12 protein-coding genes are annotated in these 17674 nt (G+C 74.0%); 5 read left to right on the top strand and 7 right to left on the bottom strand.

The window, feature by feature from the left end; genetic code table 11:
* Positions 1-24: 24 nt before the first annotated feature.
* Positions 25-1104: a hypothetical protein gene (locus ACGF3J_RS29190; RefSeq protein ID WP_393855092.1), complete on the bottom strand. Its 1080-nt coding sequence runs from the start codon at positions 1102-1104 to the stop codon at positions 25-27.
* 96 nt (positions 1105-1200) lie between these two features.
* Here ACGF3J_RS29190 and ACGF3J_RS29185 point away from each other — a divergent pair, with 96 nt between their 5' ends.
* Positions 1201-2991 (top strand): LuxR C-terminal-related transcriptional regulator, encoded by a 1791-nt coding sequence (locus tag ACGF3J_RS29185; protein ID WP_393855091.1) that lies wholly within the window; start codon positions 1201-1203, stop codon positions 2989-2991.
* Positions 2992-3010: 19 nt separating this feature from the next.
* On the opposite strand, the gene ACGF3J_RS29180 is transcribed toward ACGF3J_RS29185, so the two are convergent.
* Positions 3011-5872: a CHAT domain-containing protein gene (locus ACGF3J_RS29180; protein WP_393855219.1), complete on the bottom strand. Its 2862-nt coding sequence runs from the start codon at positions 5870-5872 to the stop codon at positions 3011-3013.
* 200 nt (positions 5873-6072) lie between these two features.
* On the opposite strand from ACGF3J_RS29180, the gene ACGF3J_RS29175 reads away from it, so the two are divergent.
* From ACGF3J_RS29175 to ACGF3J_RS29165, 3 genes are all read left to right on the top strand, one after another.
* On the top strand, positions 6073-7506 hold the full coding sequence (locus tag ACGF3J_RS29175; RefSeq protein WP_393855090.1) for a S8/S53 family peptidase: 1434 nt from the start codon (positions 6073-6075) through the stop codon (positions 7504-7506).
* A gap of 71 nt (positions 7507-7577) precedes the next feature.
* Positions 7578-8153 carry an RNA polymerase sigma factor gene (locus ACGF3J_RS29170; protein WP_393855089.1) on the top strand — a complete coding sequence of 192 codons (576 nt, stop codon included), beginning with the start codon at positions 7578-7580 and terminating at the stop codon, positions 8151-8153.
* Complete coding sequence (locus ACGF3J_RS29165) at positions 8150-8671, top strand: hypothetical protein (RefSeq protein ID WP_393855088.1); 522 nt, start codon at positions 8150-8152, stop codon at positions 8669-8671. The genes ACGF3J_RS29170 and ACGF3J_RS29165 overlap by 4 nt, the downstream gene beginning before the upstream one ends.
* A 20-nt stretch (positions 8672-8691) precedes the next feature.
* On the opposite strand, the gene ACGF3J_RS29160 is transcribed toward ACGF3J_RS29165, so the two are convergent.
* The 5 genes from ACGF3J_RS29160 to ACGF3J_RS29140 all read right to left on the bottom strand — a co-directional run bounded on the left by ACGF3J_RS29160 (position 8692) and on the right by ACGF3J_RS29140 (position 15768).
* Positions 8692-9489, bottom strand: coding sequence for an N-formylglutamate amidohydrolase (locus ACGF3J_RS29160; protein ID WP_393855087.1), 798 nt, complete (start codon positions 9487-9489; stop codon positions 8692-8694).
* 84 nt (positions 9490-9573) lie between these two features.
* A complete protein-coding gene (locus ACGF3J_RS29155) occupies positions 9574-11793 on the bottom strand; it encodes an NADP-dependent isocitrate dehydrogenase (RefSeq protein ID WP_393855086.1) in 2220 nt (739 codons plus the stop codon).
* A 37-nt stretch (positions 11794-11830) separates the two neighbouring features.
* Positions 11831-12973 carry a mechanosensitive ion channel family protein gene (locus ACGF3J_RS29150; protein WP_386930907.1) on the bottom strand — a complete coding sequence of 381 codons (1143 nt, stop codon included), beginning with the start codon at positions 12971-12973 and terminating at the stop codon, positions 11831-11833.
* Positions 12974-13188: 215 nt separating this feature from the next.
* Positions 13189-14733: an amino acid permease gene (locus tag ACGF3J_RS29145; RefSeq protein ID WP_393855085.1), complete on the bottom strand. Its 1545-nt coding sequence runs from the start codon at positions 14731-14733 to the stop codon at positions 13189-13191.
* A 33-nt stretch (positions 14734-14766) separates the two neighbouring features.
* Positions 14767-15768 (bottom strand): hypothetical protein, encoded by a 1002-nt coding sequence (locus tag ACGF3J_RS29140; RefSeq protein ID WP_393855218.1) that lies wholly within the window; start codon positions 15766-15768, stop codon positions 14767-14769.
* Between the two features lie 274 nt (positions 15769-16042).
* On the opposite strand from ACGF3J_RS29140, the gene ACGF3J_RS29135 reads away from it, so the two are divergent.
* The gene (locus tag ACGF3J_RS29135; RefSeq protein ID WP_393855084.1) at positions 16043-17482 is read left to right on the top strand and encodes an FGGY family carbohydrate kinase; all 1440 of its coding nucleotides are present in this window, start codon (positions 16043-16045) and stop codon (positions 17480-17482) included.
* Positions 17483-17674: the final 192 nt, after the last annotated feature.

Below are 17674 nucleotides of genomic sequence, written 5' to 3'. Positions count from 1 at the left end.
CCGGGTGCTTGCGGAGCCGCGCGGTCACCAGCACATGACCGCGGTCTCGCCCGCACCCCACGAGGAGTACAGACGCACCCGGACGACATAGCGGCGGCCCTTGACGAAACGGGCCCTGATGGTGGCGTTGCGGGAGGTGCCGCCGTCGTCCTGTCCCACGAGGAAGCGGGGCACGCCGTCCCGCTCCTCGAAGACCACGACGACGGCGTCGCTGTCCCCGAAGGTGCCCACGGTGTACTCGCGGGTCTCCGGCGGGTCCAGACGGAAGTCGGCCTGCTCGCCGGGCCCGAGGCCGAGCGGCACCGAACGGAACGGCACCAGCGGACCCGGCCGGCCGGTGGGCGGGTACCAGCGCAGGGCGAACTCCTTGTCGGCGGCGGACAGCGTGCCGGGCGGCTGGAGGCCCGAGCGGTAGTGCTCCGGCTCCAGTATCAGACCCGACGGGAAGGGGTACTCCATGATCGACTGCGGGTCCCATACCGGTCCGTTGGCCTCGTCGCCGTCCAGCTTGCGCAGGATGTTGTGGAAGGTCCGCTCCCGGCTCCAGTGGTTGGGCGGGCCCGCCAGCTCGGCGTAGACCGCCTCGTCGTCCCAGAGGATGCCCGCGAACGGGCTCTGGTGCTCGTGCAGCATGCCGAGCGCGTGCCCGATCTGGTGCAGGGCCGTCGCACGCTCACCCGGCGCGGTCAGGTCCCAGCCGAAGTTCATCGTGCGGTCGTTCAGACCGACCCGGAGCGCGTCCTTGCCGATCGCCGACCAGGATCCGTCACCGGGCTGGAAGCCGATGCGCAGCTCCGCCTCCGAGCGGTCCCGCACCTCGGTGAGACCGACCCCGATGCCCAGGTCCCGCCACTCCCGGAAGCAGTCGCGCACCACGTCCCGCTGCTCCTCGGTCCCCACCCACGATTCCCGCCGCGGCCGGCCGGACCCCCGCATCGGGACCACCGAGTCGTCGGTGTCGCCGCCCAGGAAGCAGTAGTGCAGAACGGTTCCGTCGACCCACATCCGCTGCCCGCCGACGAGCGCGGCGACACGCTCGGCGGCCAGCCCCGGCGCGAACGCGGGGAGCGGCTGCTGCGCGAGCGAGCAGTAGCGTGCGGTCATGGCCCCCAGACTGCCGTCAGGCCTGGATCCGGCGCCTGAGTCGGGGGGTACTCAAGTCACCCTGTATCAGGGTTGAGCAATCCGACTCATGTTGTCGTGACGACTTCTCTGCGCGACGCGACGACGCTTCGGACGCCCTGGCCGTTCACCGGGCGGGCGGACGAACTGGAACTGGTGCGCCGGTCCGTGGCCGCCGGACGTGGCGGTCTCGTGGTGACGGGCCCGGCGGGCTTCGGCAAGACCAGGCTCGTGACCGAGGCCCTGCGCGGCCTGGACTGCGCCCGCGCCGCCGGCACGCCCGAGGCCCGGGACATCCCCTTCGCCGCCTTCGCCCACCTGCTGCCCGAAGGCGTCACGCTGCACCGCGCGGTACACCTGCTGTCCGGCGTACGGCTGCTGCTGGTCGACGACGCGCACCTGCTCGACAGCGCCTCCGCCGCCCTGGTGCACCAGCTCGCCGTGCACGGCCGCACCCGCCTCCTGGTGGTCGCCACCGAGGGCGCCGCCGTACCGGGCGCGGTGTCCCGGCTGTGGTCCGGCGAACTGCTGCCGCGCCTCGTCCTGGAGCCGCTGCCCCGCGAGGAGACCGCCGAACTGCTCACGGCGGAGGCGGGCACCCCCCTGGACCCCCTCACCGCCGACCGGCTGTACCGCCTGTGCCGGGGGGACCTGCGGCTGCTGCGCGACCTGCTGACCGCGGTGCGCGAGCACGGCCTGCTCGTGCCGGTACCCGGTACGGACCAGCGGGCCTGGCGGGGGCCCGTGCCGATCTCCGTGGAGGTGCGGGAACGCACCGCGCACCCCCTCTACCGCGAGCGCGCCGAGGAGCGCGAGACGCTCGAACGCCTGGCCTTCGCCGAGCCCCTGCCCCTGGACCCGGACACCCTCGACGTACCGATCCTGGAGCGCCTGGAGGCGGACGGCCTGGTCACGGTCGACGACCGGGGCACCGCCCGGCTCGCCCACCCCCTGCACGGCCCGGTCCTGCGCGCCGCCGCGGGCCGGCTGCGCGCCCGGCGCCTGGCCCGCACCCCCGACCAGTGCGGCCCCGCCCTGGAGGCCGAGCGGGCCGCCCTCGCGCTGCGCATCGAACAGGCCGACGTACGCGACCTGGAGACGCCCGTGGGGGAGTGGCTGGCGGCCGAGGGAGCGCCGCTGCCCGCCGGGTACGCGGCGCTGCGCGCCCGGTTCGCCCGGTTGCGCGGACGGCTGAGCGAGGCCGCCGCGTGGGCCCGGGAGGGACTGCGGACGAGCCGCGACGACTCCTCCTGCCTCGCTGAACTCGCCCTGTCCACCGCCCAGTCGGGCGAGGCACCGGCGGGGAGCCACGGTACGCACGCCTGGGCCGCCGCCGCGCGCGGCGACCTCGACGAGGCCGTCCGCGCGGCGGGTTCCGACGACCCGTACGACGCCGTACGGCTCGGCGCCCCCGACCGGGCCGCGGGACGGCTGACCGGCGTCTTCGCCGAGCACGCCGACGCCCTCGAGCGCGAGGACGGGCCCGCGCTCGACCGGGTGGCCGAGGAACTGGAGCGGCGCGGCTTCCTGCTCTTCGCGGCCGAGGCGCACGCCCAGGCGGTGCCCGCCCACCGCGACCCGCGCGCCGCCCGTACCGCCCGCACCCGCGCCGCCGCCCTCGCCAGGCGCTGCCAGGGCGCCCGCACCCCGGCTCTGTCCGGACTGGTGCTCGGCGAACTCACCGCCCGCCAGCGGCAGATCGTCACGCTGGCCGCCGCGGGGCTGAGCAACCGGCAGATCGCGGAGCGGCTCACCCTGTCCGTCCGCACCGTCGGCAACCACCTCTACGGCGCCTACACCCGTCTCGGCGCCGGTGACCGCGGTGCCCTGCCCTGGCTGATGGACCTGCCCGAGTCCCAGCCCGCCTGACGAGGTCGGCGGCCGGGTCTCAGGCCGCCCCGAATGCGGAGAAGGCCCAGCCGGTCGCCTGGTGCACGGCGTCGCCCGGCAGCGCCGCCCGTGCGTCGCGCAGCGCCTCCGCCAGCGACAGACCGGCGTCCAGGCCCTTGTGCAGGGTGAGCATCAGCGGCACCACCGCGGCGTCGTTGACGGGCGCGCTGCACGCCACCACGCCTGCCGTACCCAGCGGCAGCAGAGCGGTGACCAGCCCGAGCACCTCGTCCGCGCCTACGGACGCGAACCGCGCCGTGTCGCAGCAGGACAGGATGATCCGGTACGGGCTGCGGTCGAGGCGCTCCAGGTCGTGCACGATGAGCGGCCCGTCGGTCATGCGCAGCGACGAGAACAGCGGGCTGTCCGCACGGAAGGTGCCGTGCGCGGCGATGTGCGCCAACGCGGCTCCGTCCAACTCCCGCAGCACCCGCGGCACCCGCGCCGCGTCGCCCTCCAGCACGGTGGGCCGCGGGACGGGACGGCCGGCGGCCCCGGCCGCGCCGCCCCGGACGCCGTACGCGTCGACCGGGACGTGCGCCCGGTCCGCCCGGCCGGGTGTCCCGTCCGCGCGGCCGAACGTCCCGTCGACGCGGTCCGACGTCGCGTTCATGTCGGCCGACCCGTCCGTCCGTCCCACCGGCCCCCTGTCCGCGCCGGTGCCGGGCACGCCCGGAGTCGTTGCGTCCGGTGCCGCCGAGCCCGGAGTCGTCGCGTCCGGTGCCGCCGAGCCCGGAGTGCCGCTCCCCGGCGCCCCCGCCGCCCCGTACCGCTCCGCCAGCTCCGTCACCTCGGCGCCGCCGCTCGCCAGTCCCGGGCCGCGGACCAGGACCTGGCGGCCGCCGGGCGGTGGGGCCGTGTCGCTCGCGCGGAGCCAGCTGCTCGCCGACGGCGACACGCTGAGCACCCGCTCGCGCAGCGCGGGCAGCAGGGCCCACGGCACCCGGTGCAGCCGTCCGGGCGGGACCACCACCACCGGACCGGAGCCGAGGTGGGCCGCGGCGGGGCCGAGCAGCAGCTCCTGGAGGCGCGCGCCCGCCGCCTCCACCAGGGGCAGCCGCGCCTCCGCCCCCGGGTGGGCCAGCCGCCGCAGCCCGGCCTGCACGTGCTCCGCCTCCCGTTCCGCCTCCGCCAGCAGCCCGGCCTCGAACCGCCGCACCCGCCCCTGTCCGCACAGCAGCACCTGCACGCGCCCGTCGAGCACGGCCAGTTCCACCAGCCGTACGTCGTCCCCCAGCCGCCGCAGCAGCCGCCCCACGTCGAACCGGTGGCCGTCGCCGGGCGCCCCGCCCCGCATGTGCAGGGTGCGGGAGCGGATCTCCCGCTCCAGACGCCGCTGTTCGCGCTCCAGGGCGGGGACGGGCCGGCCGCCGTCCGTGCGGGCCTCCTCCGCGCGGGCGGCGATCTCCCGGAACGCCGTCATGCCGCTCAGCAGCGCGGGATCGGCCGGCGGACGGGTCGGCGGTGCCGTCAGCACGGTCGCCCGCCAGCGCTCGCTCCACACCAGCAGCCGCCGCGGCCCGCCCGAGACCAGACTGGCCTCCTGTGCGAGCGCCGCCAGTTCGGCCCCCTGAGCCGTGGCCCGGGCCCGCAGCTCCGAGGCGCCCAGCGTCATCCGGTGGTCGTCGAGCACGTCCAGGCCCCGTCGGCAGGCCTCAAGGACCCCGCGCGCCGACCCCGCCGCCCGGGCCCGCAGCGCCTGCGCCGCCCAGCCGGTCATCCGCGCCAGCGGCGGCCCGCCGTGCCGGCTGCGCGCGGCGACCGCCAGATGCCGTTCCGCGTCCGCCGTCCAGCCGAGACCGAGCGCGATCCGGCCCGCGAGCAGCGACGCCTCCGGCGCGGCCGGCGCCCCGAAGGCGGTCAGCCGCTCGGCCACCGCCGCCGCGTCCGCGACCAGCCGCCCCGACGCGCGCCCGGTGGCGACCCGAGCCTCCAGCAGCACCAGCCGGGCGTGCGTCTCGTACCAGGTGCGCCGCTGCCCGGCGAACAGCCGCACCGCCAGAGCCGCGCGCGCCAGCGAGGTCCGCGGCTCGCCCGCCAGCCGGGCCGCCCGCGCGGCGACCAGCAGCAACTCGGCCCTGCGGGTGGACTGCCCGCCGATGCCGTCCAGCGCGGCCGTCGCCGCGTCCGCCTCGGCCAGCGCCTCCGTGGCCAGCCCCGCCGCCATCAGCACCTCGCACCGCCGGATGGTGAGCATGAACGTCGGCGTGCCCAGCTTCGCGTACCGCTCCTCCGCCTCGTCGAGCAGCCGCAGTGCCGCCGGCACGTCACCGGACCGGAACGCCGCGAGCCCCCGGCTCTCCACCGCGTCCGCCTTGTCGTGCTCCTGGCCGGTGGTGTCCCACAGCCGCTCCGCCGCCGTGAAGTCCGCGTCCGCGCGCTCCACCGAGCCCAGCGCCAGGTGCACGGTCGCCCGCAGGGTCAGCGCCCGCGCCGTCCAGATCACGTCGTCCGCCTGCCGCAGCACCGGGATCGCCCGCCGTACGTCCTCCAGCGCCTCGCCGTGCCGCCCGAGCACCCACCAGACGTACGCCCGCCGGTACAGCACCCGCGCCCTGGTGTGCCCGGTCCCACGCGCCACGCCCCGCTCGAACGCGGCCAGTCCCTCCCGCGTGCGCCCGGAATGCACCAACGCGACCCCGAGCGTGGCCAGTACGTCCGCCTCCCGCTCGGGCGAGTCCGCACGGGAGGCCAGATCCCGGGCGCGCCGCAGCTGGGCCAGGGCCAGCCGGGTGTCGCCGAAGTCCCGCTGCCAGATACCGATCACCTGGTGGGCGACCGAGGCGTGCAGCGGCGACGGATCGGCCGCGAGCAGTTCCTCCGCCCGCGCCAGCGCTTCGTTGGGGGCGGCGAACACCATGGGCAGCAGTTGGAGAACCGAGTCGTTTCCCGCCGTCACCCCACGGATGGTAGTGCTCCGGAACCACACCCCACAGGTTCGAGTCTGTATCAATCGGCCGCCTGCGGACTCTGATTGACGAACGCGGCCCAGACCGCAGCCAGACCGCAGCCGGACGCGGCCACGACCGCCGTCACCGCCGCCGACGTGGAGGACATGCCATGGCACCACAGCGATTCCACGAGCAGTTCGACCAGATCCAGCGCTCCATGCCGGACATCCCGCTGGCGATGGGCCCGGACGACTCCGCCGAGTTCTTCTACGAGAAGGGTGTCGTCCTCGCCCGCGACGGCGAAGAGGCCCGCATCGTCGAGGACACCGTGCGCGACCACTTCACCGCGATGTCCGGACTCACCTCGGACTCCGTGCGCCGCACGAGCCCCGAGACCAACCGCACCGGCATCACCCGCATCCGGGTCGGCGAGGCGGACGAGGGCGACCGAGGCACCGACTCCACGGTCGCCCACGCCCTGCGCTCCCTGCGGACCGTGGAGGGACGCGCGGGCCGCCGGCTGATCAGCCGCAACCACGTCGTCTCCATCGCCGTCAACGCCTGCCCCGGCGACGAACCCGTACCGGTCCCGGTCAGCGAGCCGCCGAACCCGGCCGCCGCCGGGACGCCGTACGACGAGGAGACCGCCGTGGGCGTCCTCGTCATCGACACCGGCCTCATGAACGACTACCGCTCCTACCCGCTGCTGGCCCACACCGACGGCGACGCCCAGCTCAAGGAGTGCGACGACGACGGCGTCCTGCTGCAGTACGTCGGCCACGGCACCTTCATCGCCGGGCTCGTCGCCGCCGTCGCCCCCAACACGGACGTGACCGTCCTGGGCACGCTCAACGACGCCGGGGCCATCCTGGAGTCCGAGCTGGGCGAGAAACTCTTCGAGGCCGTGGACCGCGGCGGCTGGCCCGAGATCCTCAGCCTCTCGGCCGGCACCTCCAACGGCCGCGTGGACGGGCTGCTCGGGGTGCACGCCTTCATGGAGGAACTGCGCGACCAGCGCACCCTGCTCGTCGCCGCCGCCGGCAACAACGCCAGCGCCACGCCGTTCTGGCCCGCCGCCTACGCCGACCTGCCCGGCTGGGAGAACTCGGTGCTGTCGGTCGGCGCGCTGCGTTCCGACGGCGAGTTCGGCGCCTGCTTCTCCAACCACGGCGGCTGGGTCAAGGTCTACGCCCCGGGCGAGCGCCTCACCAGCGCGCTGACCGGCTTCGGCACCCCCGTGCCGTACGTCTACCAGCACTCCACCTACGACGCCTGCCGGTTCGGGTTCGCCTATCCCTGCACCTGCCAGTACCCCCGGCACAACGGGGTGCTGAGCGAGCCGGGCGAGGCGCCCGCCAAGCCGGACCAGGTGATGTTCGAGGGGCACGCGCAGTGGAGCGGCACCTCGTTCGCCACCCCCGTGGTCGCGGGTCTCGTCGCCGCCCACATGACGGCCCACAAGGAGACCGACCCGCGCGCGGCCCGGACGCAGCTCCTCGCGGCCAACACCGAGTACGCGGAGGTGCGGGGCGCGCACGTTCCCGCGCTGCTCCCGCCCACCTGGCACCCGGTCACCGTCGACCCGTCGGCCGGCGGGTCGTGAGCGTCCTGACGGCGGCCGGAACCACTCGCTCCACGGCGTACGATGACGTGTCGTACACGAGGGGTGGGACCGTGGACCGTGCACATGTCGGGGCGCTCGTCCAGTCGGCCGCCGACGGGGACGCCGCGGCCTGGAAGTCACTGGTGGACGGGCTCGGCCCGCTGGTGTGGTCCGTCGTGCGGGCACACGGGCTGTCCGACGCCGACGCGCACGAGGTGTACCAGACCGCCTGGTTCCGGTTCGCCCAGCACCTGGGGCGGATCCGCGAACCGGAGAAGACCGGCTCCTGGCTGGCGAGCACGGCGCGCCACGAGTGCCTGAAGCTGCTGCGGGCCTCGAAGCGGTGGACGCCGACGGACGACCCGCAACTGCTCGACCGGCCGAGCGAGGACCGTACGCCGGAGGAGTCGGTGCTCGACTCCGAGGAGGCCGCCGCGCAGACCGAGCGGGTGCGCCGGCTGTGGCAGGAGTTCGAGGAACTGGGCGAGCGGTGCCGCCAGTTGCTGCGGGTGCTGATCGCCTCGCCGCCGCCCAGTTATCAGGAGGTGTCCGCGGCGCTGGGGATCGCGGTGGGCAGCATCGGACCCATGCGCCAGCGCTGTCTGCGCCGGCTCCGGGCCCGGCTGGAGACAGGGGGGACGGCATGAGCGGCCAACACGACGACTTCGACGGGCTCGACGACTTCGACGAGCCCCGCGACGGACTTCCCGAGGGGGCGTCAGCGGACGACGACCCGGACGACGGCCTGCTGGAGGAGGAGCTGCGGCAGGCGGCCGCGATCCTGGACCCGGTTCCGGCCGGCCTGCGCCAGGTCGCGGTCGACGCCTTCGCGCTGCACGACCTCGACGCCCGCGTCGCCGAGCTGACCTTCGACTCGCTGGTCGACGCCATCCCGGTCCGGGGGGAGACGGATCCGCCGCGGATGCTGACCTTCCGCAGCGACGGAGTGACCGTCGACGTGGAGGTCACCGCGGACGGCCTGATCGGCCAGGTGCTGCCGCCGGGCCCGGCCGGGATCGAGGTGCTGAGCGGCCCGCGGGCGCACGCCCGGCTGACCGCCGACGACATGGGCCGCTTCACCGGCGACGCCCCGCCCGCGGGCCCGTTCGCGCTGCGCCTGCGGACCGGCGGCGAGGTGGTCGTGACGGAGTGGCTGCGCGCCTGACCCGCCGGCGGTCGCCGAGGTCAGACCGGCACGGCGTCCACCAGTGCCGCGAGTGACCGCGCGAGGCCGGGCAGGCCGGGCCCGGCCGGGCCGCCGGGCTCGGTCATGTAGGTGTCCCGGCGGATCTCCACCATCAGCGCGCCGACCTCGTGCCGCTGCCCGTAGAAGTCCAGCGGCACGTACGTCCCGCCGAAGGGGCTGTCCAGGCCCATGTCCCCGCACGGCTCGAACGCCGCCCGGGCGGCCGCGAGCAGGTCGGGCGGGGTGTGGAAGGAGTCGGTGCCGAGGCAGACCGCCGGGCGCGGGCCCTCGCCGTGCAGCTCGTAGGGGAGCGGCTCGGCGGGGTAGGAGTGCACGTCGATGACCACGGCCCGCCCGGTCGCCGCCAGCCGGTCGGCGACCGCTTCGGTCATCGCCCGCGCGTACGGCCGGAAGTACCGCTCGACCAGCGGCCCGGGTTCGGTGCCGGCGGCGCGCAGCACCTCGCGGTGCGAGGTCCGCGTGTACACGGCGCCCATGCCGACGGCGGCCATCTCCTCCCGTTCGTCCGGGAACCGCTCCGGGTCGACGACCAGCCGCGACGTCCGGTTCACGAACCGCCAGGGCGTGAGGCCGGCCAGCCCGGCGGCGCGCTCGGCGATCTCGGCGGTGTGCGCGTCGGTCATGTGGTCCAGCTCCCGCTCCAGCGCCGCGTCCGTGAGCACGATGCCGGTGCGGACGTCGGCGGGGATCTCGCGGGAGGAGTGCGGCACGTGGAGGATCACGGGGGACCCGGGAGCGCCGGGCAGCAGCTCGAAGGCGGGCGGGGCGTCGGTCACGGGGCGGCTCCTCGGGCTCGGACGGCACAGACGGGCACCCCGCCTCCCAGGAGAGGAGACGGGGTGCCGAGGAACGGATGAGGATCAGGCGAGGGACGCCAGCGCCTCGTTCCAGGTGGCCGACGGGCGCATGACCTCGGCGGCCTTGGCCGGGTCGGGCTGGTAGTAGCCGCCGATCTCGGCGGGCTTGCCCTGGACGGCGTTCAGCTCGTCGACGATCTTCTGCTCGGCGGCGGTGAGCGTCTCGGCGAGCGGGGCGAAGGCCTTGGCCAGTTCCTGGTCGTCGGTCTGCTTGGCCAGCTCCTGCGCCCAGTACAGGGACAGGAAGAAGTGGCTGCCGCGGTTGTCGATGCCGCCGACGCGACGGGTCGGGGACTTGTCCTCGTTGAGGAAGGTCGCCGTGGCACGGTCGAGGGCGTCGGCGAGGACCCGGGCCTTGGTGTTGCCGGTCGTCTCGGCGTACTGCTCCAGGGACGGCACCAGGGCGAAGAACTCGCCGAGGGAGTCCCAGCGCAGGTAGTCCTCCTTGACCAGCTGCTGCACGTGCTTCGGGGCCGAGCCGCCGGCACCGGTCTCGAAGAGGCCGCCGCCCGCCATCAGCGGGACGACCGACAGCATCTTGGCGCTGGTGCCCAGCTCCAGGATCGGGAAGAGGTCGGTCAGGTAGTCGCGCAGCACGTTGCCGGTGACCGAGATGGTGTTCTCGCCGCGGCGGATGCGCTCCACCGACAGCTTGGTCGCCTCCACCGGGGAGAGGATCCTGATGTCCAGGCCCTCGGTGTCGTGCTCCGGCAGGTAGGCCTTGACCTTGGCGATCAGGTTGGCGTCGTGGGCGCGGCCCTCGTCCAGCCAGAAGACGGCCGGGTCGCCGGTGGCACGGGCGCGGGTGACGGCCAGCTTCACCCAGTCGCGGATCGGGGCGTCCTTGGTCTGGCAGGCGCGGAAGATGTCACCCGCGGAGACCGTCTGCTCCAGCACGGCGTTGCCGTCGGCGTCGACCAGGCGGACCGTGCCCGTGGTGGGGATCTCGAAGGTCTTGTCGTGGCTGCCGTACTCCTCGGCCTTCTGCGCCATGAGGCCGACGTTCGGGACCGAGCCCATGGTGGAGGGGTCGTAGGCGCCGTTCGCGCGGCAGTCGTCGATGACCGCCTGGTACACGCCGGCGTAGGAGGAGTCCGGGATGACGGCGAGGGCGTCGTGCTCCTGGCCGTCCGCGCCCCACATGTGGCCCGAGGTGCGGATCATGGCCGGCATGGACGCGTCGATGATGACGTCCGAGGGCACGTGCAGGTTGGTGATGCCCTTGTCGGAGTCGACCATGGCCAGCTCCGGGCCCTCGGCCAGCTCCGCGTCGAAGGAGGCCTTGATCTCGGCGCCCTCGGGCAGGGACTCCAGGCCCTTGTAGATGCCGCCCAGGCCGTCGTTCGGGGTGAGACCGGCCGCGGCGAGCTTGTCGGCGTACTTCGCGAAGGTCTTCGGGAAGAAGGCGCGGACCACGTGGCCGAAGATGATCGGGTCGGAGACCTTCATCATCGTGGCCTTGAGGTGCACGGAGTACAGGACGCCCTCGGCCTTGGCGCGGGCGACCTGCGCGGTCAGGAACTCGCGCAGCGCGGCGACGCGCAGCACGGAGGCGTCGACGACCTCGTCCTTCTTCACGGGTACCGACTCGCGCAGCACCGTGGTGGTGCCGTCGTCGCCGACCAGTTCGATCCGCAGCGCGCCGTCCTCGGCGATCACCAGGGACTTCTCGGTGGAGCGGAAGTCGTTCTCGCCCATGGTCACGACATTGGTCTTGGAGTCGCCGCTCCACGCACCCATGCGGTGCGGGTGGTTCTTGGCGTAGTTCTTCACCGAGGCCGGGGCGCGGCGGTCGGAGTTGCCCTCGCGCAGGACCGGGTTGACCGCGGAGCCCTTGACCTTGTCGTAGCGGGCGCGGATGTCGCGCTCCTCGTCGGTCTTCGGGTCGTCCGGGTAGGCCGGCAGCGCGTAGCCCTGGCCCTGGAGCTCGGCGATCGCGGCCTTGAGCTGCGGGATGGACGCCGAGATGTTCGGCAGCTTGATGATGTTGGCGGCGGGCGTCTTGGCCAGCTCACCGAGTTCCGCGAGGGCGTCCGGGATGCGCTGGTCCTCGGCCAGGTACTCCGGGAAGAGGGCGATGATGCGGCCGGCCAGCGAGATGTCGCGGGTCTCGACGGCGACACCCGCCTGCGAGGCGTACGCCCGGACCACCGGCAGGAACGAATACGTCGCCAGGGCCGGGGCCTCGTCAGTGTGTGTGTAGATGATGGTCGAGTCAGTCACCGGGTGCTCCGCTCCACGTCTGCAACATTGCTCGACATCAAGATATCTCGTGCTCGGCGTCGACTCGACTGGGGTTCGACGGGAGATTCCGGACGAATCCGGCGTGCGGGGCGTCGTCGGGCTCTCCCGTCCGCTGCTGCGGGAACACCACGGCCCCCTGCTGGAGCGCGACCGTCCGGGCGGGCGACGGGATGCGGATGCCCTCCGTGCGGTAGCGCCGGTGCAGGCGCTTGATGAACTCGTGCTTGATCCGGTACTGGTCGCTGAACTCGCCGACGCCGAGGATCACCGTCATGCCGATGCGCGAGTCGCCGAAGGTGTGGAAACGCACCGCGGGCTCGTGCTCGGGCACCGCGCCGGTGATCTCCGCCATCACCTCGGCGACCACCTCGATCGTCACCCGCTCCACGTGCTCCAGGTCACTGTCGTAGGAGACACCCACCTGGACCAGGATGGTCAGCTGCTGCTCGGGCCGCATGAAGTTGGTCATGTTGGACTGCGCGAGCTGGCCGTTCGGGATCACGACCAGGTTGTTGGACAGGTCGCGGACGGTGGTCTGGCGCCAGTTGATGTCCTCGACGTATCCCTCCTCGCCGCTGCTGAGCTGGATGTAGTCACCCGGCTGCACGGTCTTCGAGGCCAGGATGTGGATACCCGCGAAGAGGTTGGCCAGCGTGTCCTGGAGGGCCAGCGCGACCGCCAGACCACCCACGCCCAGCGCGGTGAGCAGCGGCGCGATGGAGATGCCCAGTGTCTGCAGCATCACCAGGAAGCCGATGGCCAGCACCAGGATCCGGGTGATGTTGACGAAGATCGTGGCCGACCCGGCCACCCCGGAACGGGACGTCGTCACCGACCGCACCAGGCCGGCGACCAGCCGCGCCGCCGTCACCGTCGCCACGAAGATCAGCAGGACCGTCAGCACCTGGTTGACGTGGTGCTGCACGGCCCGCGTCAGCGGGAGCGCCGCCGCCGCGCCGGCCGCACCGGCCGAGACCGCCACCCACGGCGCCATCGTGCGCAGCGCGGCCACGATGACGTCGTCGCCGCTCCAGCGGGTGCGCCCCGCGTGGCCGGCCAGCCAGCGCAGCAGCATCCGCAGCAGGAACGCCCCCAGCAGGCCCGCCCCCAGCGCGATACCCGCGGGCACCAGGTGGTCCATGGTCAGGTCGTCGTTCACCGGCCACCTCCGCGGGGCTCGGCGGCGGCGAAGTTCCCCGCCGACGGCCGGATGTGAGCTCGCGTCACGTCGTCACCTGCTCGATCACTCGATGGCTACTGGAATCCGGGATCTGCGCTCGCGCCGGTCGCAAGGCCGTTCGACCGACGCGAGGGCTCATCCTGCCGTATCCCGAGCGGTGTTCCGTACCGCGCACAGGGGCGGGGAGGGGCGTTTCAGACGATCCCCTCGGCGAGTTCCGCCTGGTCACGGTCGTCGCCGTACGCCGCGGTCGTCGGGGTGCCGTACGACCGGCGGGCGACGAACCACCACACCGTGGCCAAAACCAGTACGACGACCAGGGCGACGGCCGCGTAGTTCATCGTGTCGACCGTCACCGGCGACGACTGGGGGAGGCAGAACAGCACGGTGACGAACGCCACCCACACCACCGCGACCCAGCCCACCGGCCTGCTCCACCGGCCCAGGTTCCACGGCCCCGGCGTGAACCGGTCGCCCGCCCGCAGCCGCAGCAGCACCGGGATGGCGTACGCGGGAGTGATGCCGATGACGTTGATCGCGGTCACCGCGCCGTACGCCGTCGCCGAGTACAGGGACGGCACGGCCAGCAGACCGGCCACCACCACCGACAGCCACACCGCGGCCACCGGCGTCTGGGTGCGGGCGGAGACCTTGCGCCACAGGGCCGAGCCGGGCAGGGCGCCGTCCCGGCTGAACGCGAACACCATGCGGCTGGCGGCGGCCACCTCGGCGTTGCCGCAGAACAGCTGCGCCACGATCACCACGAGCAGCAGCGCGCTCGCGCCGTCCGTGCCCAGGGCGTCCAGGAGGATCTGCGCGGGCGGCACCCCGGTCGCCGTGTTCTGCGTGGCCGCGTAGTCCTGGATCGCGAAGGTCAGTCCGGCCAGCAGCACGAAGCCCGCCAGCCACGACACCCAGATGGCCCGCACGATGCCGCGCGCCGCCGACACCGAGGCGTTCGACGTCTCCTCGGACAGATGGGCCGAGGCGTCGTAGCCGGAGAACGTGTACTGCGCCAGCAGCAGCCCGATCGCCGCCACGTACAGCGGGTTCTCCCAGCCGGTGTCGTTGACGAACTCGGTGAAGACGAAGGACGGCGACTGGTGGTGGTCGGGGACGATCACCAGCGCGCCGACGATGAGCGCCACACCGGCCAGGTGCCACCACACGCTCACCGAGTTGAGGACGCTGACCAGCCGCACGCCGAAGAGGTTGAGGGTGGCGTGCAGCATCAGGATCACGACGAAGATCAGCATCGTCTTCTCCGGCGTCGGCTCGAAGCCCCACTGGAGGTTCAGGAACGCGCCCGTGAACAGGGCCGCCCCGTAGTCGATCCCGGCGATCGCGCCGAGCAGCCCCAGCAGGTTCAGCCAGCCCGTGTACCAGCCCCAGCGGCGTCCGCCGAGCCGGTCGGCCATGTAGTACAGCGCGCCGGACGTCGGATACGCGCTGGTGACCTCGGCCAGCGCCATCCCGACGCAGAGCACGAACAGGCCGACGCCCGCCCAGCCCCACAGCATCACGGCGGGGCCGCCGGTGCCCATGCCGAAGCCGTACAGGGTCATGCAGCCGGACAGGATCGAGATCACCGAGAAGCTGATCGCGAAGTTGCCGAAGCCGCCCATGCGGCGGGCCAGCACCGGCCGGTAGCCGAGTTCGCGCAGGCGCTGCTCCTCGTCGGTCGCGGCGCCGGACGCGGCGCGCGGCCCCGGGACGGACGGTTCGGAAGGGCGGGACATACGAAACCTCCGGAACGGAAGGGTGGGGGGGGGTCAGGGTTGGCGGCCACCGCCGTGGGCGGCCGAGCGGCTGCGCGTCCGGGCCTGGCGGAAGACCTCCACCGCCCGCTGGGAGGAGCCCGTCCCCGGTACCCGGCAGGCCCAGGGCTGCGGCGTCCAGTAGGGGCCGAGCGCGTCGAACACCCGGTCCGCCTCCGAGAACCGCAGGGCGCCCCACAGGGCGTGCGCCAGATGGTTCATGTCCAGCTGGGACCGCTCCTCGTGGGGGGTGAGCGCGAACCAGGAGTGGTACGCCTGCCGCGCCTCCCGGGTGGCGTCCTCCGCCACCCAGTGCAGGTCGAGGGCGGCCTCCCGCCCGCCCGAACGCCGGTAGCGCTCCACCCGCACGTACAGCGGCAGCACGTGCAGCGCGGAGCCGGGCGGCGCCGACCCCGCCGCCCACTGCGCGAACCCCGCGGCCTGCGCGAGCCGTTCGGAGCCGCCCCGCGGATACAGGAACTGGAGCATGCGGTGGTGCGCCTCGCGGTTGTACGGGTCCCGCTTGCCGGCCTGCGCGAGCAGCCCCCACGGCCCCGCCGGCAGCATGGGTTCCGGCGGCGCCATGCGGTGCTCGTCCCAGCGCTGCTCCTCGTCCAGCCGGGCCAGCGCCAGCAGGCACACCCACGGCACCGGGTCGTACGGCGCCGAGCGGGTCGCCGCGTCGCAGGCGTGCCAGGCCTGGAGCCACAGTTCCCGCGTGCGCGGATGGTCCTCGCGGTGCGCCCGCAGCGCGCGCTCCACGACGACCCGGGCGTGCATCACCGCGGCCGGCACGCTGTGCGGCTCCTCGGTGAGCCAGGCCCGCACCACATCCGTACCGGCGGCGGACGCGGCCAGCACCTGGGTGCGCTGCGTCCACCGCGACCAGGACGTGGTCTCGTCGAGCAGGGCGCGCATCGACATCCAGCGTCCGGCCCGCAACTCCTGGAGGGCGGAGCGCAGTCCGGTGTCGTGGCCCGCGGGGTCGTAGGCGGGCTGTGTCCCGTCCCTGGCCATCATGCGCCCGCTGCCGGGAGTGGTACGGGCGGGACGGCAGCGTGGCGTGACAAACAGCCCTCCCCTGGGCGGCGGTGAAGCGGTCGTGCGGTCGGCGGACACTATAGAGGCGGAGGTTCCGCCTCTGATCAGTTTCGGCACAGCCGTGCAAATCCGCTCCCACCAGGGCGAATTGACGCCTCACCAGTCACTCTTGACGCGGGTCCGCGCCCGGCGGCAGGCTGGCCCGCAGTGATCGCCGAGGCCGTCGGCGGGGGAGGCGGGAAGGGACGCGATGACCGGTGCGGTGCTCGCCGTCGACCAGGGCACGTCCGGCACCAAAGCCCTGGTGATCTGCCCCGAACGCGGCGTCGTCGGCACCGGCTTCGCCGAGGTCGGCCCCCGCCACCTGCCGGGCGGCCTGGTCGAGGTGGACCCGGAGGAGCTGTACGGCTCGGTGGTCGACGCCGGCCGTCAGGCCCTCGCCGAGGCGGGGCGGCCCGTCACCGCGCTGGGCCTGGCGAACCAGGGCGAGACCGTACTCGCCTGGGACCCGGACACCGGCCGCCCGCTCACCCGCGCCCTGGTCTGGCAGGACCGCAGGGCCGAACCGATCTGCACCGAACTCTCACCTCAAGCGGACGAGTTGCGCCGCCTGACCGGCCTGCCGCTCGACCCGTACTTCGCCGCGCCGAAAATGGCCTGGATCCGACGCCACCTCACCCGCGACGGCCGGATCTCCACGTCCGACAGCTGGCTGATCCACCGGCTCACCGGCGCCCACGTCACCGACGCCGCGACCGCCTCCCGCACCCAGCTCCTCGACCTCGACCGCGCCGACTGGTCGCCCCGCGCCCTGGAGCTGTACGGCCTGTCCGACGAGCCGCTTCCGGACGTCGTCGACAACGCCGCGCCGGTCGGCACGACCAGCGCCTTCGGACCCGAACTCCCGCTCACCGGGCTCGCCGTCGACCAGCAGGCGGCCCTGCTCGCCCAGCGCGTCACCGAGCCCGGAACCGCCAAGTGCACCTACGGCACCGGCGCCTTCCTCCTCGCCCACACCGGCGACACCCCGCGACGGGGCGGCTCGGGCCTGGCCGGCTGCGTCGCCTGGCGGCTGGGCGGACGCACCGAGTACTGCCTGGACGGACAGGTGTACACGGCCGCCTCCGCCGTGCGCTGGCTCACCGGCATCGGCGTCATCACCGGCGCCGCCGACCTGGACCCCGTCGGCGCCACCGTGCCGGACAGCGGCGGCGTCACCTTCGTCCCCGCACTGGCCGGCCTCGCCGCCCCCTGGTGGCGCGGCGACCTGCGCGGCTCGCTCACCGGTCTCGGCCTGGACACCGCCCCCGGACACCTGGTGCGCGCCCTGTGCGAGGGCATCGCAGCCCAGGTCGCCGAACTCGCCGACGCGGCCGCCGGCGACCTTGGTACCCCCCTGAAGGTGCTGCGCGTCGACGGCGGACTCACCCGCTCGGCGCTCCTCATGCAGACCCAGGCCGACCTGCTGCAACTCCCCGTGGAGGTGTCCGCCCTGCCGGACGCCACCGCGCTGGGCGTGGGAGCGCTGGCCCGCCTCGGCGCGGACCCCGCCCTGATGCTCGCCTCCGCACTGCCCGCCACCGGCCCGACCACCGTCTACGAGCCCCGCGTCACCGCCGACGAGGCCGCCTCGCGCCGTGCGCGCTTCCGCACGGCGGTCGGGGTGCTGCTGGCCGGGGGCCCGGCGTGAGGGGCGTCGGGCGGGTGCGGGGGTCAGGGTGCGCCGAGGAAGGCCCCGCGGGCTCGTCCCCGTCACCGCTGACGGGACCGGTCTGCCGCCGCGCGCGTTTCCGCGGGGCCGTCCACGCGCTGCTCGCCGGGGCTCGGCTCGACGCGTGCCGCCGCGGGCGGCGTGCCGGTCGCCGGGAACCACGCGTGACGG

It is taken from the genome of Streptomyces sp. NPDC048171, from assembly GCF_043202655.1.
Taxonomy (GTDB): domain Bacteria; phylum Actinomycetota; class Actinomycetes; order Streptomycetales; family Streptomycetaceae; genus Streptomyces.
The sequence above is the reverse complement of the archived record's forward strand: the minus strand, read 5'-3'. Positions and strand labels throughout refer to the sequence as shown.

Coding starts and splice junctions, on each gene's coding strand:
- ACGF3J_RS29190 (WP_393855092.1), bottom strand. CDS start 1,104: ATGACCGCACGCTACTGCTCGCTCGCGCAGCAGCCGCTCCCCGCGTTC.
- ACGF3J_RS29165 (WP_393855088.1), top strand. CDS start 8,150: ATGAGCGGCCAACACGACGACTTCGACGGGCTCGACGACTTCGACGAG.
- ACGF3J_RS29180 (WP_393855219.1), bottom strand. CDS start 5,872: ATGGTGTTCGCCGCCCCCAACGAAGCGCTGGCGCGGGCGGAGGAACTG.
- ACGF3J_RS29145 (WP_393855085.1), bottom strand. CDS start 14,733: ATGTCCCGCCCTTCCGAACCGTCCGTCCCGGGGCCGCGCGCCGCGTCC.
- ACGF3J_RS29140 (WP_393855218.1), bottom strand. CDS start 15,768: ATGGCCAGGGACGGGACACAGCCCGCCTACGACCCCGCGGGCCACGAC.
- ACGF3J_RS29175 (WP_393855090.1), top strand. CDS start 6,073: ATGGCACCACAGCGATTCCACGAGCAGTTCGACCAGATCCAGCGCTCC.
- ACGF3J_RS29135 (WP_393855084.1), top strand. CDS start 16,043: ATGACCGGTGCGGTGCTCGCCGTCGACCAGGGCACGTCCGGCACCAAA.